21 protein-coding genes and 1 pseudogene are annotated in these 20,878 nt (G+C 61.6%); 8 read left to right on the forward strand and 14 right to left on the reverse strand.

Translation table 11 applies throughout. The features are described 5' to 3' along the window. Positions 1–83 precede the first annotated feature (83 nt). Entirely contained in the window at positions 84–524 is a 441-nt protein-coding gene (arfB, locus tag B5P46_RS31825) for an alternative ribosome rescue aminoacyl-tRNA hydrolase ArfB (RefSeq protein WP_017962656.1), read from the forward strand. Between the two features lies 1 nt (position 525). Further along, positions 526–1,143, forward strand: coding sequence for an alpha-ketoglutarate-dependent dioxygenase AlkB family protein (locus B5P46_RS31830; RefSeq protein WP_129422182.1), 618 nt, complete (start codon positions 526–528; stop codon positions 1,141–1,143). A 9-nt stretch (positions 1,144–1,152) separates the two neighbouring features. Here B5P46_RS31830 and coaA read toward each other — a convergent pair whose 3' ends face one another. The 9 genes from coaA to hisB all read right to left on the reverse strand — a co-directional run bounded on the left by coaA (position 1,153) and on the right by hisB (position 6,660). Beyond that, positions 1,153–2,148, reverse strand: coding sequence for a type I pantothenate kinase (gene coaA, locus B5P46_RS31835; protein WP_129422183.1), 996 nt, complete (start codon positions 2,146–2,148; stop codon positions 1,153–1,155). Further along, positions 2,145–2,468: a phosphoribosyl-ATP diphosphatase gene (locus B5P46_RS31840; protein ID WP_129422184.1), complete on the reverse strand. Its 324-nt coding sequence runs from the start codon at positions 2,466–2,468 to the stop codon at positions 2,145–2,147. Before B5P46_RS31840 ends, coaA begins: the two co-directional genes overlap by 4 nt. 17 nt (positions 2,469–2,485) lie before the next feature. Continuing rightward, on the reverse strand, positions 2,486–3,274 hold the full coding sequence (gene hisF / locus B5P46_RS31845) for an imidazole glycerol phosphate synthase subunit HisF (protein ID WP_017962660.1): 789 nt from the start codon (positions 3,272–3,274) through the stop codon (positions 2,486–2,488). Next, a complete protein-coding gene (hisA, locus tag B5P46_RS31850; protein ID WP_129422185.1) occupies positions 3,275–4,021 on the reverse strand; it encodes a 1-(5-phosphoribosyl)-5-[(5-phosphoribosylamino)methylideneamino]imidazole-4-carboxamide isomerase in 747 nt (248 codons plus the stop codon). Positions 4,022–4,027: 6 nt separating this feature from the next. After that, a complete protein-coding gene (locus tag B5P46_RS31855; RefSeq protein ID WP_129422186.1) occupies positions 4,028–4,585 on the reverse strand; it encodes a hypothetical protein in 558 nt (185 codons plus the stop codon). Continuing rightward, the gene (locus tag B5P46_RS31860; protein WP_029768237.1) at positions 4,582–4,764 is read right to left on the reverse strand and encodes a hypothetical protein; all 183 of its coding nucleotides are present in this window, start codon (positions 4,762–4,764) and stop codon (positions 4,582–4,584) included. Before B5P46_RS31860 ends, B5P46_RS31855 begins: the two co-directional genes overlap by 4 nt. A gap of 126 nt (positions 4,765–4,890) precedes the next feature. Further along, positions 4,891–5,541, reverse strand: a complete 651-nt coding sequence (gene hisH, locus B5P46_RS31865) for an imidazole glycerol phosphate synthase subunit HisH (RefSeq protein ID WP_129422187.1) — start codon at positions 5,539–5,541, stop codon at positions 4,891–4,893. A 2-nt stretch (positions 5,542–5,543) separates the two neighbouring features. After that, complete coding sequence (locus B5P46_RS31870) at positions 5,544–6,029, reverse strand: DUF2628 domain-containing protein (RefSeq protein WP_129422188.1); 486 nt, start codon at positions 6,027–6,029, stop codon at positions 5,544–5,546. Between the two features lie 22 nt (positions 6,030–6,051). After that, entirely contained in the window at positions 6,052–6,660 is a 609-nt protein-coding gene (gene hisB / locus B5P46_RS31875) for an imidazoleglycerol-phosphate dehydratase HisB (RefSeq protein WP_003544176.1), read from the reverse strand. A gap of 177 nt (positions 6,661–6,837) precedes the next feature. Here hisB and hslV point away from each other — a divergent pair, with 177 nt between their 5' ends. From hslV to B5P46_RS31905, 5 genes and pseudogenes are all read left to right on the forward strand, one after another. Continuing rightward, positions 6,838–7,365 (forward strand): ATP-dependent protease subunit HslV, encoded by a 528-nt coding sequence (hslV, locus tag B5P46_RS31880; protein WP_129422189.1) that lies wholly within the window; start codon positions 6,838–6,840, stop codon positions 7,363–7,365. A gap of 112 nt (positions 7,366–7,477) precedes the next feature. After that, positions 7,478–8,785 (forward strand): ATP-dependent protease ATPase subunit HslU, encoded by a 1,308-nt coding sequence (gene hslU / locus B5P46_RS31890; RefSeq protein WP_129422190.1) that lies wholly within the window; start codon positions 7,478–7,480, stop codon positions 8,783–8,785. 187 nt (positions 8,786–8,972) lie between these two features. Next, the gene (locus B5P46_RS31895) at positions 8,973–9,920 is read left to right on the forward strand and encodes a DUF1402 family protein (protein ID WP_129422191.1); all 948 of its coding nucleotides are present in this window, start codon (positions 8,973–8,975) and stop codon (positions 9,918–9,920) included. Between the two features lie 48 nt (positions 9,921–9,968). After that, a pseudogene (locus B5P46_RS31900) lies at positions 9,969–11,382 on the forward strand (cytochrome P450). Positions 11,383–11,467: 85 nt separating this feature from the next. Continuing rightward, the gene (locus tag B5P46_RS31905; protein ID WP_129422192.1) at positions 11,468–13,639 is read left to right on the forward strand and encodes a malate synthase G; all 2,172 of its coding nucleotides are present in this window, start codon (positions 11,468–11,470) and stop codon (positions 13,637–13,639) included. Positions 13,640–13,708: 69 nt separating this feature from the next. On the opposite strand, the gene B5P46_RS31910 is transcribed toward B5P46_RS31905, so the two are convergent. Beyond that, entirely contained in the window at positions 13,709–14,392 is a 684-nt protein-coding gene (locus tag B5P46_RS31910) for a L,D-transpeptidase (protein WP_129422193.1), read from the reverse strand. 179 nt (positions 14,393–14,571) lie between these two features. Between B5P46_RS31910 and B5P46_RS31915 the strand changes: the two genes are divergently transcribed. Next, positions 14,572–15,072 carry an MmcB family DNA repair protein gene (locus B5P46_RS31915; RefSeq protein WP_129422194.1) on the forward strand — a complete coding sequence of 167 codons (501 nt, stop codon included), beginning with the start codon at positions 14,572–14,574 and terminating at the stop codon, positions 15,070–15,072. A gap of 17 nt (positions 15,073–15,089) precedes the next feature. Here B5P46_RS31915 and B5P46_RS31920 read toward each other — a convergent pair whose 3' ends face one another. The 4 genes from B5P46_RS31920 to B5P46_RS31935 form a co-directional block, all read right to left on the reverse strand. Next, positions 15,090–15,668, reverse strand: a complete 579-nt coding sequence (locus tag B5P46_RS31920; RefSeq protein ID WP_129422195.1) for an ActR/PrrA/RegA family redox response regulator transcription factor — start codon at positions 15,666–15,668, stop codon at positions 15,090–15,092. A 68-nt stretch (positions 15,669–15,736) separates the two neighbouring features. After that, complete coding sequence (locus tag B5P46_RS31925; protein WP_281023737.1) at positions 15,737–17,065, reverse strand: ActS/PrrB/RegB family redox-sensitive histidine kinase; 1,329 nt, start codon at positions 17,063–17,065, stop codon at positions 15,737–15,739. A 20-nt stretch (positions 17,066–17,085) separates the two neighbouring features. Then, the gene (hrpB, locus tag B5P46_RS31930; RefSeq protein ID WP_129422196.1) at positions 17,086–19,551 is read right to left on the reverse strand and encodes an ATP-dependent helicase HrpB; all 2,466 of its coding nucleotides are present in this window, start codon (positions 19,549–19,551) and stop codon (positions 17,086–17,088) included. Continuing rightward, entirely contained in the window at positions 19,548–20,495 is a 948-nt protein-coding gene (locus tag B5P46_RS31935) for an ornithine cyclodeaminase family protein (protein ID WP_129422197.1), read from the reverse strand. The genes hrpB and B5P46_RS31935 overlap by 4 nt, the downstream gene beginning before the upstream one ends. Between the last annotated feature and the right edge of the window lie 383 nt (positions 20,496–20,878).

Genomic DNA, 20,878 nt, shown 5'->3' on the forward strand with positions numbered 1-20,878 from the left:
AACCCGGCATCGCAGGATTGCCGGGTTTTCCTTGTTGACGGCCGATATTTTCAATTCGCCGCCGATGTGAGATAGAACGCCGCATGGCCAGCGACGCGCTCTATATCGATGACAGGATCACCATCGCGGGATGGGAGCTGACGGAACAGTTCGTTCTGGCGGGCGGTCCCGGCGGGCAGAATGTCAACAAGGTCTCGACCGCTGTCCAGCTGTTTTTCAACATCGCGAATTCGCCGTCTCTCAATGATCGAGTCAAAACCAATGCGATCAAGCTCGCCGGCCGGCGTTTGTCGAAGGATGGCGTGCTGATGATTGAGGCGAGCCGGTTTCGCAGCCAGGACCGCAACCGCGAGGATGCGCGTGACCGGCTGAAGGAACTAATCCTCGAGGCCGCCAAGCCGCCGCCGCCGCCGCGCAAGAAGACCAGGCCGACCAAGGGTTCGGTCGAACGCCGCCTGAAGGAAAAATCCGGTCGCTCGGAAGTCAAGAAGATGCGCGGCCGCCCCGGCGGCAGTGGTGAGTGACATGCCGGAACTCTTGAACGGCATCCGCCATCTCCCCGGTTATCTCGACCGGTCGCGTCAGGAAGCATTGGTCGAGGTGATCCGCACCGTCGTCGCCGAAGCGCCGCTTTATGTACCCGCCATGCCCGGCACCGGCAAGCCGATGTCCGTGCGCATGACCAATTGCGGGCCGCTCGGCTGGGTGACGGACAAAGAGCGCGGCTATCGCTACCAGCCGACACACCCTGCAACCGGCAGACCCTGGCCCGATATGCCGCAGCAATTGCTCGATATCTGGAACGACGTTTCGGGCTACGACAAGCCGCCGGAAGCCTGCCTCGTCAATTTCTACTCCGACGAAGCGCGCATGGGCTTGCATCAGGACAAGGACGAACAGGATCTCAAAGCCCCGGTCGTCTCGCTCTCGCTCGGCAACAGCTGCCTCTTTCGCGTCGGCGGCCTCAGCCGCAATGATCGCACGCTATCTTTCAAGCTTTCGAGCGGTGATCTGGTCGTACTGGGCGGCGAGGGGAGGCTGTGTTTCCATGGCGTCGACCGCATCCATCCGGCGACGTCGACGCTGCTGAAGAATGGCGGCCGCATCAATCTGACGCTCCGCCGCGTCAATCCCACCGACTAACGACAGCTGCTATAGTTTTCGCAGCGCGACCTGCTCGATCAGGTGATCCTTACCCTTTTTCAGGATGAGATCGGCGCGTGGACGCGTCGGTAGAATGTTCTGTCGCAGGTTCTTCAGGTTGATGTTTGCCCAAAGATCCTCGGCGATTTCGAGCGCTTCCGCGTCGCTGATCGAGGCATAGCGATGGAAATAGGAATTCGGATCGCGGAAGGCGGTCTCGCGCAGCCGCATGAAGCGCGTGACATACCAGTTGTGGATCTCGTCTTCGGCGGCATCGATATAGATCGAGAAGTCGAAGAAGTCGGAGACCATCGGCACGATCTTGCCGCCGGCCGGCAGGTCGCGCGATTGCAGCACATTGATGCCCTCGAAGATCAGGATGTCGGGCCGGTCGACGATCTTGTATTCGTCCGGCAGCACGTCGTAGACGAGGTGTGAATAGCTGGGCGCCTTCACATCCGGCCGCCCGGCCTTGATCGCCGAGAGGAAGCGCAGGATCGCACCCGTGTCGTAGCTTTCCGGAAAACCTTTGCGCTGCATCAGCTTTTGCCGCTGCAGCACGGCGTTCGGATGCAGGAAGCCGTCGGTGGTGACGAGATCGACCTTCGGACTGGAAGGCCAGCGCCCCAGGAGCTCCTTGAGGATGCGGGCGGTGGTCGATTTTCCCACAGCGACCGAGCCGGCGATCCCGATGACGAAGGGCGTCTTCGTCACATCGGACAGGCTGAGGAAGCGGTTGCGCTGTTCAAACAGCATCTGCGAGGATTCGACATGTGCCGAGAGCAGCCGGGACAGCGACAGATAGATGCGCCGGACCTCGTCGAGATCGATTGGATCGCCCATCGAACGCAGCCGTTTGACCTCGTCGCTCGTCAGCGTCAACGGCGTGTCGGCGCGGAATTTCGCCCATTGTTCGGAAGAGAAGAAGTGGTAGGGCGAATAGGATTCCGACTGGAAGTGATCCAACGTTTCCGGCACCCCGATAATCTCAGTCGCGATACTCATGAACTCTGCCGGCTGGCCTTTTCCTTGAGGCCGGACTGCGCGGTTCTGCGCTCGAGCTCGGCCATGACATTCTCTAATGGTATTTCAGCAATCTTCAATACGACCAATAGGTGATAGAGCACATCGGCCGCCTCATAGGTCAGATTGTCGCGGTCGCCGGTCACCGCCGCCATCACGGCCTCGATCGCCTCTTCACCAAGCTTCTTTGCCGCTTTCGGCTGGCCGGCGGCCACGAGTTTGGCTGTCCAGGATTGCTCCGGCGAGGCTTTCGATCGTTCTGCGACGATGCTTTCGAGATCGGAAAGGGAAAATCCGCGCATAGGTCCGCTTTCAAGGTTCAGTCGAGACGCATGTCGATGCCGCACTTCGACATATAGTGCTTCGCCTCGCTGACGGAATAGGTGCCGAAGTGGAAGATCGACGCGGCAAGCACCGCATTGGCATGGCCCTCCTTCACCCCGGCGACGAGATCGTCGAGATCGCCGACGCCGCCGGACGCGATGACGGGCACACGCACCGCATCGGCGATCGCCCGCGTCAATTCCAGATCGTAACCGACCTTGGTGCCGTCGCGGTCCATCGAGGTGACCAGCAGCTCACCGGCGCCGCGCGCCACCATTTTCTCCGCGAATTCGACGGCATCGATGCCGGTCGCGTTGCGGCCGCCATGGGTATAGATTTCCCAGGCGCTGAGATTGTCGCCGCCGACTGCCTGCGTGCGCCGGCGCTTGGCGTCGATCGAGACGACGATGCACTGGTCGCCGAACTTGTCGGCTGCCTCAGTGACGAAGTCGGGATTGCTGACGGCTGCCGAATTGATCGAGACCTTGTCGGCGCCGCACAGCAACAGCTTGCGGATATCGGCGATGGTACGCACCCCGCCGCCGACCGTCAGCGGCATGAAGCATTGGTCGGCCGTGCGCGACACGACATCGAAGATCGTCTCGCGATTGTCCGAGGAAGCGGTGATGTCGAGGAAGCAGAGTTCGTCGGCGCCGGCCGCATCATAAGCCTTCGCGGCTTCGACGGGATCGCCGGCATCGACGAGATTGAGGAAGTTGACGCCCTTGACGACACGGCCGTCCTTGACGTCGAGGCAGGGAATGACACGGGCCTTGAGGGTCATTTATGCGGTCTCCTTTGCCCTGTTGGCCTTGATCAGCGCCAGCGCTTGCCCGGGATCGATACGGCCGTCATAAAGCGCACGGCCTGAAATCGCCCCTTCCAGCTTCCGCGCATCGGGCTCCAGCATGCGGCGAATATCGTCGAGAGAGGCAAGGCCGCCCGAGGCGATGACGGGAATGGAAACGGCGTCGGCAAGTTCCAGCGTCGAACTCCAGTTGATGCCGGCCAGAATGCCGTCACGGTCGATATCGGTGTAGATGATCGCGCTAACGCCGGCGCCCTCGAATTTCCTGGCGAGCTCGATGATACCGAGTTCGGAGGCCTCCGCCCAACCCTCGACGGCCACCTTGCCGCCCTTGGCATCGATGCCGACGGCGACATGATCAGGAAATTTCCGGCAGGCCTCGATGACCAGCGCCGGATTTCTGACCGCAACGGTGCCGAGAATGACGCGCCGCAGCCCGCGCGACAGCCAAGCCTCGATATGATCGAGCGTGCGAATACCGCCGCCGAGCTGCACCGGATTGTCAGTTGCCTTCAAGATCGCTTCGACGGCGTCGCCATTGGCCGAATGTCCCGCAAAGGCGCCGTCGAGATCGACCACATGCAGCCATTCGAAACCCTGATCTTCGAAGGATCTCGCCTGGGCGGCCGGATCGGTGTTGTAGACTGTCGCCTGCTGCATGTCGCCGAGCTTCAAGCGGACGCATTGGCCGCCCTTCAGGTCGATCGCGGGAAAAAGGATCATGTCGTTTTACGTCCGTAGAGTGATCGGTACCATCAGCGCATTCCACGCATCTACGATATCCGATTGGAAAAAGACAGCGGCAATGGCAGCCGCGCCGAAAAGCAGAAGGAGGAGCAGGGTGACGGCAAAGCCGGCCCGGACCTGACGCCAGAAGCCCAGGCGCCTCTTGATCGATTTCTCGATGTTTCGTACCTGGCGCAACGCATCGCTGTTGACGGCGGTCAGCCGGATCTGCGGCTCCATCGCCTCGACATAGGTTTCGGCATAACTCGAAAGGATCTGCGAGGCGCGGTCGCGTAGCGTATTGCGCAGGTCGGTCGAGAGATAATTGCTGTTGACGGCGGCAAGCTCGGCCTCATCGGGCGAACGGCCGGCATTTCGCTTGCGATGACTGAGAACGAAATCGCGCTTTTGCCGCTCGTAGAGTGCGTAGGCGAGTAGGCCGATCAGATCGTCCTCACCTTCGATATAGAATTCCAGCACGGCCTCGGCGATGTCGCCGGCGCTGACCCCGTTTTGCCGCCGGCTCGAACCGTCGTTTGCGGGGAAAGAATCATGGATCATCGGTCCAGCCTTTCTTTCAGAGCCTTGGCTGCGTTGGAAAGCGCCTTCCTATGAATGGCTTCGTCGACACGGCGGATGATCGTGCCGCCGGGAAGCTTGATATCGGAAAAGGGGGGCAAGCCTTCCCTGGAGGGCCGCAACGTGTAGAACACCTTGCCTGATTTCCGTGAAGCCGGCATCGAGCGCACTCCTGTTCCGCCGTTTCCATACAAGGGAAATAAGGCGGCTGTATTAAAAGCCAGCCCTTGGAGCAATTCCAGCAAAAGGGTGTGCGGTTTTACCTCCCAGATTACGTGAACAACGCTCTACGGGTTCCAGCGCAGGAAATTGGCGATCAGGGCCAGGCCGAGCTTCTGGCTCTTTTCCGGGTGAAACTGCGCTCCGACCATGTTGTCGCGCCCGACGAAAGCGGTCATCGGACCGCCATAGTCGGCCGTCGCAATAACATCCTCGGCGTTTTCGGCGGCAAGATGGTAGGAATGCACGAAATAGGCGTGCAGTCCCTGCGACCCCGTCGGAATTCCTTCAAAGAGCGGATGTTCGCGTCTCAGGTCGAGCGTGTTCCAGCCGATCTGCGGGATCTTGAGTGCCGGATCATCCGGCGTCATCTCGACGACGTTCCCGGGAATCCAGCCGAAGCCGTGCGTCACGGTCTTCTCGAGGCCGCGCGAGGACATGAGCTGCATGCCGACGCAAATGCCGAGGAACGGCCGCGCCTTCTTCTCGACAGCCTCGATCAGCACCTCGGCCATCCCGGGCACGGCATCGAGGCCGCGCCGGCAATCGGCATAAGCGCCGACACCGGGAAGCACGATACGATCGGCGGCGGCAACATCCTCCGCCCTGTCGGTGAGATCGATATGGGCATCGATGCCGGCTTCGTGGGCGGCACGCTCGAAAGCCTTGGTCGCCGAGCGCAGGTTACCGGAGCCATAGTCGATAATCGCGACGCGCATCGTCAGCGTCCTCCATCAAAACCAAAAAGACCAAGCGATGTTGCATGGCCGTGCGGGCTGTTCGGACGGGCCTTGTTCTGCCAGCCCGGTGCCGCGGCGTCCTCACTGGCTGCGCTAGCCGCCCTGTCCGAGAAATAGACCTGCTCGGCAATGCCGATCGTATCGGCCGCAATGAGTGCGTCTTCGTTCCAGCCCTTCGCAGCAAGGTTGCGGACACGGAAATTCTGGCCCTCGAGACCGACCAGCATATTCACGCCCAGCAGGATTGCCGCTCCCGCCGGCCCGAGGCCGGGTTCGTCCATCATCGCACCACCAATCCCCTGCAGCAGAAAGGCCGCGGCCGCATGCAGCCAAAGCCGATGCGCCAGCAGCCAAACCCATGGAAACAGGAAGCCGAGCAGCGTGAAGCCGTCACGGATGGTTCGCGTCTCATCGGCCGTGGCGCTCGTGCTGCCGGGCGGTGTCAGGAAGATATAGCTGGATGTCATTGCCGCCGCTCCCTTGAAGGGCTCAGACGAGCGTGCCCTTGGTCGAGGGAACACGGCCCGCCTGTCTCGGATCGATCTCTGTTGCCGTGCGCAATGCACGGGCAACGGCCTTGAAGCATGTCTCGGCAATATGGTGATTGTTGGCGCCATAATGGTTGAGAATATGCAAGGTAATGCCGGCATTCTGGGCGAGTGCATGGAAGAATTCGCGGACGAGCTCGGTGTCGAAAGTGCCGATCTTCGGCGCACTGAAGGCGACATTCCAGACGAGGAACGGCCGGCCGGAAAGATCGACCGCAGCCTTGGTCATCGTCTCGTCCATGGCGAGATCGATCGACGCGTAGCGGGTGATGCCACGCCGGTCGCCAAGCGCCTTGGAGATCGCCTGGCCGATGGCGATGCCGGTATCTTCGACCGTATGATGATCGTCGATATGCAGGTCGCCCTTGGCATCGATCTCCATGTCGATGAGGGAATGTCGCGAAAGCTGGTCGAGCATATGGTCGAAGAAGCCGACGCCCGTCGAGATCGTCGATTTGCCGGTGCCGTCGAGATTGACGGAAACGGAAATCGAGGTTTCGTTGGTCTTGCGGGAAACGCTGCCCGTGCGGCTTGCTGCGGTCTCGGCCATATGGCCCTCCATCGGGAATAAGGCCGTTCCTTATCAGGCGCATCGGCAAATATCCAGAAGCCGGGCAAGAGAAAAGCCGGCCCATTTGCAAACGGCGCCGGCCCACTTACATAGGGCTTAACAAGGCCGGTGTGCGGCCTGGTGGAGTAGCCCGCGTCAAGGGCAGACAGGTGTTTGATGACAACGATCATTACAGTTCGAAAAGGCGGCAAGGTAGTGATGGCGGGCGACGGCCAGGTGAGCCTCGGCCAGACCGTCATGAAGGGCAATGCCCGCAAGGTGCGCCGTATCGGCAAGGGCGAAGTCGTCGCCGGTTTCGCCGGCGCCACTGCCGATGCCTTTACCCTGCTCGAAAGGCTCGAAAAGAAGCTGGAGCAATATCCCGGTCAATTGATGCGTGCCGCCGTCGAGCTCGCCAAGGACTGGCGCACCGACAAATACCTGCGTAATCTCGAAGCCATGATGCTCGTCGCCGACAAGTCGATCACGCTGGCGGTCACCGGCAACGGCGATGTCCTGGAACCGGAGCATGGCACGACGGCGATCGGTTCGGGCGGCAATTTTGCCCTCGCGGCCGCCCTCGCGCTCATGGATACCGACAAATCGGCCGAAGAGATCGCTCGCCGCGCCCTCGATATCGCCGCCGATATCTGCGTCTACACGAACCACAATATCGTGGTGGAATCGCTGGATGTCGAAGGCTGAATCCATGCCTTCAGGCCGCTTGGCCTAACCAAGGCAGGCCTTCGAGGACTTGGCGAAACAACGACGAATTACGGCCGGGTGCTGCCCCGGACCGCCAGGAGAATGATACGCAATGACGACTTTTTCCCCCCGCGAAATCGTTTCTGAGCTCGATCGCTACATTATCGGCCAACATGATGCCAAACGCGCCGTCGCGATTGCGCTGCGCAACCGCTGGCGCCGCCAGCAGCTCGACCCGAGCCTGCGCGACGAAGTCATGCCGAAGAACATCCTGATGATCGGCCCGACCGGTGTCGGCAAGACCGAGATCTCCCGCCGTCTGGCAAAACTCGCCGGTGCACCCTTCATCAAGGTGGAGGCCACCAAGTTCACCGAAGTCGGCTATGTCGGCCGCGATGTCGAGCAGATCATCCGCGATCTGGTCGAGGTCGGCATCGGCCTGGTGCGCGAGAAGAAGCGGGCCGAGGTACAGGCCAAGGCGCATGTGAGCGCCGAGGAGCGTGTTCTCGATGCGCTGGTCGGCACGACAGCATCGCCTGCCACGCGAGAAAACTTCCGCAAGAAGCTCCGGGACGGCGAACTCGACGACAAGGAAATCGATATCGAGGTGGCCGATGCCGGTTCCGGCATGGGTGGCTTCGAAATTCCCGGCATGCCGGGCGCCAATATCGGCGTGCTGAACCTGTCGGAAATGTTCGGCAAGGCGATGGGCGGCCGCACCAAGAAGGTTCGCACGACAGTCAAGGCTTCCTATGGCGACCTCATCCGTGACGAATCCGACAAGCTGATCGACAACGAAGTGATCCAGCGCGAAGCCGTTCGCTCCACCGAGAATGACGGTATCGTCTTCCTCGACGAAATCGACAAGATCGCCGCCCGCGACGGCGGCATGGGCGCCGGCGTTTCACGCGAAGGCGTCCAGCGCGACCTCTTGCCGCTCGTCGAAGGCACGACGGTTTCGACCAAATACGGGCCGGTCAAGACGGACCATATCCTGTTCATCGCCTCCGGCGCCTTCCATGTCTCCAAGCCTTCGGATCTGCTGCCGGAACTGCAGGGCCGCCTGCCGATCCGTGTCGAATTGCGTCCGCTGAACAAGGATGATTTCCGCCGGATCCTGACCGAGACGGAAGCAAGCCTCATCCGCCAGTACCGCGCGCTGATGGAAACCGAGAGCCTGAGCCTCGAATTCACCGACGACGCGATCGACGCGCTTGCCGATGTCGCCGTGCATCTGAACTCCTCGGTCGAAAACATCGGCGCACGCCGTCTGCAGACGGTGATGGAGCGGGTGCTCGACGATATTTCCTATAACGCGCCGGATCGGGGCGGGACGGCCGTGACGATCGATGCCGCCTATGTGCGCGAGCATGTCGGCGATCTCGCACAGAACACCGACTTGTCGCGCTTCATTCTGTGATATCGGCGCACCTGTTCATGTCTTTCCCGGTATGAATGCCGGATTGTGACGAACTCTCTCTCGACAGCGGGCCTTTTACTTTCTAGTGAAGGCCCGTTTTGTTTTCCGCTCCGGCTTTATTCGGCCAAGATTCTGGTCCAGTCAGCCGCATCGAAAACAGGACGATGAACGGACGGGATAGCGGATCGTGCGACGCCTTTTGACAAGCCTTGTGATTGCCGTTGCCCTGGTGAATTCGGCGCCTGCCTTCGCAATGCAGACGGTGCCGGCGGGCAATCGTCACGCCGAGCAGCCCGATATTCCGGGCGCCTCCATCCGGCGTACCAAGGGCACCAAGAGCAGCTTCGATCTGAAATACGAAAAGGTTCATGAGCTTCTGGCGACCGATCGCCAGCTGATGAGCAAGATCCGCAAGATTTCCAGCGCTTACGGCATCAATCCCATCCATGTCGTCGGCGCGATCGTCGGCGAACACACCTATAATGTCGACGCCTACGACCGGCTGCAGGCCTATTATGTCAAGGCTGCCTCCTATGCCGGAGAAAGCTTCCGCTTCGCTTATGATGGCGAAAGCGTCGACGACTTCGTGGCGCGGCCGCAATTTTCCGAATGCAAGGGCAAGAGCGATTCCTACACGCTCTGGTCCTGTCGCGAAGATGTCTGGGAAACCGATTTCCGCGGCAAGACGGTTGATGGCACGAGCTTTCCCAACAACCGTTTCAGCGCGGTCTTCTTCCAGCCCTTCTATGCCGGCCAGACCTTCGGCCTCGGCCAGGTCAATCCGCTGACGGCGCTGATGCTCTCCGATCTCGTGACCCGCGTGTCCGGCTATCCGAAGCTGAATGAGAAGAATGCCGGCGCCGTCTACAGGGCCATCATGGATCCCGATATCTCGCTCGCCTTCGTCGCGGCCTCGATCCGCAGGTCGATCGACGATTACAAGGAGATCGCCGGCATGGATATCTCGGGCAATCCCGGCCTGACGGCGACGCTGTATAATGTCGGCAATTCGCGCCAGCGCGCCGCAGCACTTGCTGCGAAGAACCGCGGCGCCGGTGCGACGGTCTGGCCGGAAGAGAATTATTACGGCTGGCTGATCAACGACAAGCTGGACGAACTTAAGGGCCTGCTCTAGCTTCAAGCTTGCCGGGAAGGCGTAGATCTTCCCCGAAAGGCTTTTACGATGGACATGCGTCCGGACCCCTTCGTCCCGCCAGCACCGCTGCCGCGTACCGTGCCGCCGAGCCGGCTGGAAATCATTCGCATCATCCTGCGCAATCCGCTCGAACTCTGGGGCGAGCCGTCCTACACGCTGCCCTGGATCCGCACCAATTTCTTCGGCCAGAGAACGCTGATCGTCAACGATCCCGGCCTGATCAAGCACGTGCTGGTCGACAATGCCAATAATTACCGCATGTCGGATGTGCGCCAGCTCGTCCTGCGTCCGATCCTCCGCGACGGCCTTCTGACCGCCGAAGGTCCTGTCTGGAAGAGATCGCGCAAGGCGGTGGCGCCTGTTTTCACGCCTCGCCATGCCCAAGGCTTCGCCGGGCAGATGCTGCGCCAGTCCGAAGACTATGCCTGCAAATATGAGAGCGCAGGCGAGGCAGGCGCAATTTTCGATATCAGCACCGACATGACCGAGCTGACCTTCGCGATCCTCGCCGACACATTGTTCTCCGGCGAAATCGTCACCTCGAGCGGCCATTTCGCCGATGATGTCAATGAACTCCTGCATCGCATGGGCCGCGTCGATCCGATGGATCTGATGCGCGCCCCGTCCTGGGTTCCACGTGTGACACGCATCGGCGGTCAGAAAGTGCTGGAGAAATTCCGCGCCATCGTGCGCAACACGATGGATATGCGGCTCGCAAAGATGAAGGCGAATCGCAGCAGCGCGCCTGAAGATTTCCTGACCCTGCTCCTGGAACAGGCTGGCCCTGAGGGGCTGACCAAGGAAGAAATCGAAGACAATATTCTGACCTTCATCGGCGCGGGGCATGAGACCACAGCCCGAGCATTGGCCTGGACGCTGTATTGCGTATCGAACAGCCCGCATATCCGCGAGGCGATGGAAGAAGAAATCGACACGGTGCTCGCGACCGGGGCAGAACCTGTGAAATGGTTGGATATGATGCCGCAGACACGCGCCGCCTTCGAGGAGGCTTTGCGCCTCTATCCGCCGGCGCCATCGATCAATCGCGCCGCCATATCGGATGATTCCTGGACAAGCGCCAAGGGCGAGCGGGTCGAGCTTGAGGCCGGCGTCACGGTGCTGATCATGCCCTGGACGCTGCACCGCCACGAACTTCACTGGGACAGGCCGCGCGCCTATATGCCCGAACGTTTCCTGCCGGAAAATCGCGGCTCTATCGGCCGCTTTCAGTTCCTGCCTTTCGGCGCTGGCCCGCGTGTCTGCATCGGCGCAACATTTGCGCTTCAGGAGGCGGTGATCGCCCTTGCTGTCCTGATGCATCGTTATCGCTTCGATTCCACCGATCAGACCAATCCTTGGGCCGGTGCAGAAGCTGACGACGCAGCCGCAGAATGGACTGCCGATGCGCGTGACGCCGCGCATAATTTCCACGAAAGCATAAATCTTTCGAATTATTGCAGAATTGACTGTGAATGAAAGCCGGGCAAAGTGGCAGCATTCAAAGTCGTTGCCAGGGAGAATGCCGCATGAGCCGCGTTGATAAGAACGGTCTTGCCATCGAAACCGTCCTTCATGATTTCCTCCTCAAGGAGGTGCTGCCGGGTCTGGCGGTCGATGCGGACAAGTTCTTCGCCGATTTTTCGGCGATCATCCACGATCTCGCCCCGAAGAATCGTGCGCTGCTGGCAAAACGCGACGAGCTGCAGGTCAAGATCGACGACTGGTATCGCCGACATGGTGCCCCGGCGGATATGGACGAATACCAGTCCTTCCTCCGTGAAATCGGCTATCTCCTGCCTGAGGGATCGGACTTCCAGGTTTCGACCGAAAATGTCGATCCGGAGATCGCCTCGATCGCCGGCCCGCAGCTCGTTGTTCCCGTCATGAACGCCCGTTATGCCTTGAACGCCGCCAATGCTCGCTGGGGTTCGCTCTATGATGCGCTCTACGGCACGGACGCCATTCCCGAGAGCGACGGCGCCGAAAAGGGCAAGGGCTACAATCCGAAGCGCGGCGAGAAGGTCATCGCCTGGGTGCGCGATTTCCTCGATACGTCAGCGCCGCTGCAGGACTGCCGTTGGAAGGACGTCGGAAGCTTCGCCGTCAAGGATGGAGCGCTGGTCGTCAGATCGATCGATGGCGAGCAGGCAATGCTGACGGACGACAAGCATTTTGCCGGCTATCGCGGTGACGCCGCCGCTCCCACGCATATTCTCCTGAAGAACAACGGCATTCACATCGAAATCGTCATCGATGCGGCGACGACGATCGGAAAAGCCGATCCGGCGCATATTTCCGATGTCTGGCTGGAATCGGCAATCACGACCATCATGGACTGCGAGGATTCGATTGCCGCCGTCGATGCCGAGGACAAGGTCACTGTCTATCGCAACTGGCTCGGCCTGATGAAGGGCGATCTGCAGGAAGAGGTGGCAAAGGGCGGAACGAGCTTCATCCGCAAGCTCAACCCGGATCTACAATATGCCGGTCCGGACGGTGGCTCCTTCGAGGTGCATCGCCGCTCGCTGATGCTGGTGCGCAATGTCGGCCACCTGATGACCAACCCGGCGATCCTCGACCGCGATGGCAACGAGGTGCCTGAAGGCATCATGGATGCTGCGATCACCGGCCTGATCGCGCTTTATGATATCGGCCCCTCCGGCCGGCGGAAGAATTCCCGCACCGGCTCCATGTATGTGGTCAAGCCGAAGATGCATGGGCCGGAAGAGGTCGCCTTCGCCGTCGAAATCTTCTCGCGGGTCGAAGATGCGCTTGGCCTGCGGCGCAACACCATCAAGATGGGCATCATGGATGAGGAGCGCCGCACGACCGTCAACCTCAAGGAATGCATCCGTGCCGCCCGCGAGCGCGTCGTCTTCATCAATACCGGCTTCCTTGATCGCACCGGCGACGAGATCCACACCTCGATGGAAGCCGGCCCGATGATTCGCAAGGGCGACATGCGCCAGGCGGCCTGGATTTCCGCCTATGAGAATTGGAACGTCGACATCGGCCTCGAATGCGGCCTGTCCGGCCATGCCCAGATCGGCAAGGGCATGTGGGCGATGCCGGATCTGATGGGGGCGATGCTCGAACAGAAGATCGCCCACCCGAAGGCCGGCGCCAACACCGCCTGGGTGCCATCGCCGACGGCCGCAACCCTGCATGCCACCCATTATCACCGGGTCAATGTCGCCCGTGTTCAGCAGGGGCTGAAGGATCGCGCCCGCGCCAAGCTCTCCGACGTTCTCTCCGTGCCGGTTGCGGTGCGGCCGAACTGGACGCCGGAGGAAATCCAGCGCGAGCTCGACAACAATGCTCAAGGAATCCTCGGCTATGTCGTTCGCTGGGTCGATCAGGGGGTCGGTTGCTCGAAGGTGCCTGACATCAACAATGTCGGCCTGATGGAAGATCGCGCGACGCTGCGCATTTCGGCCCAGCACATGGCGAACTGGCTGCATCACAAGGTCGTCACCGATGCGCAGATCGTTGAGACGATGAAGCGGATGGCCGCCATCGTCGACCAGCAGAATGCGTCGGACCCCGCCTACCGGCCGATGGCCGGCAATTTCGACGATTCGATCGCCTTCCAGGCCGCCCTCGACCTCGTCCTGAAGGGTAGGGAACAGCCGAACGGCTACACCGAGCCGGTGCTTCACCGCCGCCGCCTCGAGCTCAAGGCGAAGCAGACTGCCTGACGGAGAATACGAAAAGGCCGCCGGAACGATAGTTCGGCGGCCTTTTTTATACCGAATTCGATAATTAGCTTACTGAATGACGACGACCTTGGACGTGCCCTTGCCCGGGCGGACGCGGCTGTAGAGGTCGATGACGTCCTGGTTCATCAGGCGAATGCAGCCCGAGGAAGCGGCGGTGCCGATGGAGGCCCATTCCGGCGTGCCGTGCAGGCGGAAGAGCGTGTCCTTGCCGTCCTCGTTGAAGAGATACATGGCACGCGCGCCGAGCGGATTGCTGAGGCCCGGGCCCATGCCGTCTTCGACGTACTTGGCGAGATCAGGCCGGCGGACGGCCATTTCCTTTGGCGGGTGCCAGTTCGGCCACTCCTGCTTCCAGGCGACGTAGGCGGTGCCGGCCCATGCGAAGCCCTGCTTGCCGACGCCGATGCCGTAGCGCATGGCCTTGCCGTTGGCTAGGATGTAGTAGAGGAAGCGCTCGCGCGTGTTGACGATGATCGTTCCGGGACGCTCTGTGGTCTGGTAGCTGACGACCTGGCGGCGGAACTGCGGCTTGACGCGGCTGATCGGGATCGCCGGCAGCGAGTATCCGGCATCCTTCGTCACGCCGTAGGCGTCATCGAAGATCTGGGCCGTCTGTACCGTCGGGCCCGCGCCCTTGTCGTCGACGGACGCGCTGTCTGAGGTCGTGGAGCAACCGGCCAGAGCGAGCGTCGTCAGCAGGCCAAATACAGGGAATGCATTGCGGATGCGCATGGAAGACTCTTGAAGTTTTGGGGCAAGGAGAACGGTCTCTCGACCATCGTTGATTATGGTTTATTTTCGATTAACTTGCGCTTTGCAAGGCTACTGCAGCGCGACAAATCCGTCTGCCGCGCAAATTAGAAGCGCATGGTTTTTTTGCAACAACACGCCAGCCCCTGCGGTGGTTATCCATGACGATTTTGAGCGTTTACAATAACAATCCGTTAATCGATGGCCGGCAATCGGACAGGGCCATGATGGTGCGGCGGGGAGCGCAGATATTGCTGCATGAAATGCGCCACGCCGTGCTGCCCGAATTGCCTTTGGCAAGCGGTCGCCGGGCCGATCTCATCACTCTTTCGGACAAGGGCGAGGTCTGGATCATCGAAATCAAGACCTCGATCGAGGATTTCAGGGTGGATCGCAAATGGCCGGAATACAGGCTGCATTGCGACCGCTTGTTCTTTGCGACTCATAAGGATGTGCCGCTGGAGATCTTTCCCGAAGAATGCGGACTGTTCCTGTCGGATGGTTACGGCGCCCATATGATTCGCGAGGCGCCGGAACACCGCATGGCGCCGGCCACGCGCAAATCCGTCACGCTCAACTTCTCGCGTGCCGCCGCGCAAAGGCTGATGATGGCCGAATGGGCGAACGGGAAACCGTTCACTGTGGACGACGTCCAATTATAAACGCGCGAGGTGCTCGGCTATTTCGGCGCGCGTTTGGCAAGGATACGCTGCAGCGTCCGCCGGTGCATGTTGAGCCGACGCGCCGTTTCGGAAACATTGCGCTCGCACATTTCATAGACCCGCTGGATGTGCTCCCAGCGCACCCGGTCGGCCGACATCGGATTTTCGGGAAGTTCGGCCTTTTCGCCCGGCCGCTGCGTCAGCGCCGAAAACACGTCGTCGGCATCCGCAGGCTTTGCGAGGTAGTCGACGGCGCCGAGCTTCACGGCCGTGACCGCCGTCGCGATATTGCCGTAGCCGGTCAGCACGATGATCCTGGTGTCGTCGCGCCGCTGGCGGATAGCCTCGATGATGTCGAGCCCATTGCCGTCGCCGAGCCGCAGGTCGACCACCGCATATTTCGGCGGCCGGCCTTTCGATTTCGCAACGCCCTCCGCCACTGATTCGGCCGTCTCCACCTGGAAGCCGCGTGTCTCCATCGCCCGCGCCAGGCGGCGCAGGAACGGCCCGTCGTCGTCGACGATCAGCAGGCTGGCGTCGGGACCGATATGGTCCTCATCCGACGCGGCGAAATTGTCATGATTCTGTTCTGTCATCGTCTCGGTCCCAACGGTTGAGCGCCCGATCTGCGTCAACCGCTTATATCCTGTTTATGCCGACAAAGTCATTTTGTCGAATTTGCGTCGATCAGCATGCGCGGCCATTCGATCCGGATACGCGCGCCCGCGCTTTCCGGATCGCGGTTCTCGAAAATCAGCGATGCGCCGGAGCGCTCCAGCAGCGTCTTGGCGATGAAAAGCCCGAGGCCGAGGCCGCCTGCTGTATCCTCCTTCTGCCGCTTGGTCACATAGGGTTCGCCGATCCGCGTCAGAATGTCAGGCGCATAACCGTTGCCATCGTCCTCGATGACGATCAGCACTTTGTCGTGATCGTGCTCGACAGTGACGGTCACTTTCTCCCGCGCATAATCGACGGCGTTCTCGATCAAATTGCCGAGCCCGTACATGATGCCGGCATTGCGGTCGGTGACCGGTTCGCCCTTGCGCGGGCTCTTTTCGATGAGCTCGAGAGCGATACCGAATTCCCGGTGCGGGGCGACGATCTCCTCGATCATCGAGGAAAGCGGCAGCCGGCGCATATGCGCCTCGCCTTCGGAGGAAAGCGTCGTCAGCCGCCGCAGGATATCGCGACAGCGTTCGCTCTGGCTGCGCAGCAGCATCACGTCCTCGCGGAAACGGTCGTCGTCCTTGAGTTCGCGCTCCATTTCCTTGGCGACGACGCTGATCGTCGCCAGCGGCGTGCCGAGTTCATGGGCGGCCGCCGCCGCCAGCCCGTCGAGCTGCGACAGGTGCTTTTCCCGCTGCAGCACCAGTTCGGTCGCAGCCAGCGCATCGGCAAGCTGGCTCGCTTCCATCGAGACCCGATAGGCATAGAAGGCGGCGAATGCCATGGTCGAGGCGATCGAGCACCAGACACCGAACTGCATGACGTTGTGCACGTTGATCTCGACCCCGTCGAACCAGGGCAGCGGAAAGGGCGAAAAGGCAAGCACCGTGATGCAGACCATCGCAACGCCGATCAGCGCGATGCTATAGCGAATCGGCTGCGAGGCAAAGGAGATGATGACCGGCACGCAGACGAGCGCTGCGAAGGGATTGGCAAGGCCGCCGGTGATGAAGAGCAGCGCGCAGAGCTGCAAAAGGTCGAAGCCGAGCAGCGCAAAGGCGGCCGGCGGTTCCAGCCGATGGGTCGGCGGATAACGGATCGTCAGGTAGAAATTCACCCAGGCAAGGGCGGCGATCAGCGAAGAACTGGCAACCAGCGGTAAGGGAAATTTCAGCCAGAAGGCAACGATGAAAACCGTCATCGCCTGTCCGCCGACGGCAAGCCAGCGCAGCCGTACCAGCGTCTGCAGGCGCAGCCTGCGGCTGTTATGCCGGTCCTCCAGCGTATAGCCTTCCGTCTTGTCGATCATGCTAGGCTTGTCGATCATGCCGGGCTCCTTGATGGCCCTCATGTACCACGCGGTTTTGCCCGTGTCGTCGGCGACGCATCCTCCGGCCGCTCCGGCCAGGGATGCCGGGGATAGCGCCCGCGCATATCAGCCCGCACATCCTTCCAGGAGCCGGCCCAGAAGCCCGGCAGGTCGCGTGTGGTCTGGATCGGCCGGTGCGCCGGCGAGGTGAGCTCGAGCAGCAGCGGCAGGCGGCCACCGGCAATGGCCGGATGTTGCTTCAGTCCAAACAACTCCTGCACGCGGATCGTCAGAACCGGTTCCTCGCCCTCATATTGGATCGGATGCCTTTGGCCGGTCGGCGCTTCGAAATGCGTCGGTGCAAGCCGGCTAAGGTCGCGTTGCAATTCGTGCGGTACCAGCGACATCAGTCCGTTCGAAAGTCCGGCGGCGGAAATCTCCGAAAGGCCGCGGGCCTCCGTCTGGAAGGGTGCGAACCAGTCGTCGAGCCGGGAAAGCAGGGCATCATCGCTGACATCGGGCCAAGGCTCGCCGATCGTCCTGTGAAGGAATCCGATCCGCTCGCGCAATTGCACGGCCTCCTTCGAGAAAGCAAGCTGATCGAGCCCTAGCTCCCGCACTCCCTCTACCAGCGCCTGCGTGACCTCTGCTCCGGAAGGACGCGGTAAGGGCGTCTCTTCGAAGACGATGGCGCCAAGCCGGGTTGCCCGCCGCGCCCGGATTTGCCGGCTCTGGCGGTCGAAGAATATCTGGTCGCCGGTTTTGATCTCACCGGGCAACTCGGCTTCGATGTCGCCGCGGGTCACCTCGGCTGCCGCCAGAACCCGCGCCTGCGCCGCCCGTCCGGTCAGGTCGGCAATCACCAGCATCTGGCTGCCGGCCAACCTCTCGGTTTCCGGCAGCTCCGCACCGCGCCCGTTCGCCATCACGAACCGGCCGCGCCCACCGCGCTGAAGCGCGATTCGATCCGGGAACGCATGCAGCAGCAGCTGGCCTGCAAGCGCCGGCGCCGTTGAGGCAACCCTGTCGAGGCCGCTCGCCAGCCGTCCCGCCAGCCGCCGCGAGGCCTCTGCTCTCTCGCCCCGTTCGGCCTTGAAGCGTCGCAGCCGCTCCTCGATATCAACACTCGTTCCGCCAAGCCCTTGTTCGGTGAGAAGCACGGCGATCATCGCCGCATCCCGGGCCTGCCCCGCTTCTCCCGCCGAGACGACCATGGCGGCAAGCCGCGGCGGCAAAGCGAGATCGCGCATCACCTTGCCGCGCGCCGTCAGCGCTCCGTCCTTGTCGAGTGCGCCAAGTTGACCAAGCAGCACCCGTGCTTCCCTCAGCGTCGTTTCCGGCGGCTGATCGACGAAGGCAAGGGATGCCGGATCTTGAACGCCCCAATGCGCGAGGTCGAGCACCAGCCCCGAGAGATCGCTGGAAAGGATCTGCGGCGGTGTGAAGGCCGGCAATGCCGCCGTCTGTCCCCGGTGCCACAGCCTGACGGCAATGCCCGGTTCCGTTCGTCCGGCACGGCCGGCCCGCTGATCGGCGGAAGCCCGCGACACGCGCACCGTCTCCAGCCGCGTGATCCCGGTCGACGCCTCGAACACCGGCAGACGCTGCAGCCCGCTGTCGATCACGATCCTGACGCCGTCGATGGTGATCGATGTTTCGGCAATCGAGGTTGCTAGCACGATCTTGCGCGTCCCTTTGGATGCCGGTCGGATCGCCGCATCCTGCTCTTTCTGGCTGAGATTGCCGTAAAGCGGCGCAATCAGTGTTTCGGCTCCGAATCGTCCCTGCAGGCGTTCCACGGTCCGGGTGATTTCCGCCTGGCCGGGCAGGAAAGCGAGGATCGAGCCGGCCTCATTGGCATGGGCATCGAGTATCGCCCGCGTGACCGCATCCTCGATGCGTTCGCCGCCCGGCCGATCCTGATAACGGATATCGATGGGAAAGCTACGCCCCAGGCTTTCGATAACAGGTGGATGGTCGAGCACGCCGGCCACGCGTTCGACATCGAGGGTCGCCGACATCACCAGGATGCGCAGATCCTCGCGCAGCGCCGACTGGACGTCGAGCGCCAGAGCGAGTCCGAAGTCTGCATCCAGCGAACGCTCGTGGAACTCGTCGAAGATCACGACCGAGACACCGTTTAGTTCCGGATCGTCGAGGATCATCCGGGCAAAAACCCCTTCGGTCACCACCTCGATCCGTGTCGCTGCCGATATTCTGTTGTCGAGGCGCATGCGGTAGCCGACGGTCTCGCCGACCCGTTCGCCGATGAGCGATGCCATCCGGCTTGCCGCTGCCCGCGCCGCCAGCCGCCGCGGCTCCAGCAGGATGATCTTGCCGTCGCCGCGCCAGGCCTTGTCAAGCAGGTAGAGTGGTACCAACGTCGTCTTGCCGGCGCCGGGCGGGGCGGAAAGAACGGCGCGTTTTTGCTTTTCCAGCGCGGCAGCGACGGCCGACAGGACATGTGAAACCGGAAGCTCCGGCAAGGATGCACTGATTGTCAATTTTGGCCCGTCACTGTCTCATAGGCAAGGATGGCGCCGGCGAGATCCTCCAACGCCGCACCCACCGACTTGAACAGCGTGATCTCTGCGTCATGGCTTCGTCCGCCATGGGCGCCGCTGACGAGTTCCGCAAGCTCAGCCCTGATGTCGCCTTCCTTCAGCACGCCGCTTTTCAGCGGCTGGACGATGTCGCCTGCCTCGGCGATGGCGCCGGCCCGGGTATCGACATAGACCGAAGCACGGCGGATGGCCTCGTCGTCGCTTTCGCGCATGCTCGGCTTGAAAGCGCCGACGAGATCGAGATGGGCGCCGGGCTTCAACCATTCACCTGATATCAGCGGCGCGCTGGAAAGCGTGGCGCAGGAAATGATATCGGCCGTCCGCACTGCGGCTTCGACATCCGCGACCGCCTCGGCATTCAGCCCGAGCGCCCGGGCTTCGGCTGCGATCTTTTCCGCCGCTTGCCCGTTGCGGCCCCAGACCCGGTACCTCTTGATCGGCCGGGTCGTACCATGGGCAAGCATCAGGTTGAGCGACAGCCGCCCGGTTCCGCAGACGAGCAGCTCTTCCGCGTCCGAGCGGGCGAGATGACGGGCCGCCAGCGCCGATGCCGCCGCCGTCCGCCGCGCCGTCAACTCGCCGCCGTCGATCGCGGCAAGCATTTCCCCGGTAGCGCCGGAAGAAAGAAGATAGGTTCCGAAGATCGCCGGCAGGCCCCGCCGCACATTGCCTGGAAAGACCGAGACCGTCTTTACCCCGGCATAGCGTCCGGGAACCCAGGCCGGCATCAGGAGCAATGTGGCGCTCTCCTCATCCGGCACCTCCATCTCATGGTGATGACGCACCGGCATCACGCATTCGCTCTGGAACATGCGGGCGATCGCCTCGATCAGTTCCGGCCAGGGCAAGGCCGTGCGCGTCTGTTCTTCATCGAGGACAAGCATTCTTCACTCCGCCGGATCTTTCTTCCTCGCCAAACTAGCGAGTGAGGCGTGGCATAGGCAAGCACCCTGGAATTCCGCGTCAGGCACCCCATATAAGCCTCATCTCCCTCGCCGAAGCCTATCCTTCAGGATTCGGCAAAAACGAATCTTAAAAACCGTCCGATCGGGCGGTGGATTTGCTCGTTTTTGGAGGCGGGGGATAAAAGCCCTTCATTTTCAACCTGTTACAAAAATGTCAAAAAACTTTGGTTGGGTGTGTTGACTGTTTGGGAGGGTTAGTTCTATAAGCCCACTCACTGAACGAGGGCGGCGGCGCTGCTGGCGACGAAGTCTTTCGTTCTAGTGAAACTCAAGCGGATTGGCGATTGCTGGTTTGTGTTCTG

Origin of the sequence: Rhizobium leguminosarum (genome assembly GCF_004123835.1) — a bacterium.
Lineage (GTDB): Bacteria > Pseudomonadota > Alphaproteobacteria > Rhizobiales > Rhizobiaceae > Rhizobium > Rhizobium leguminosarum_M.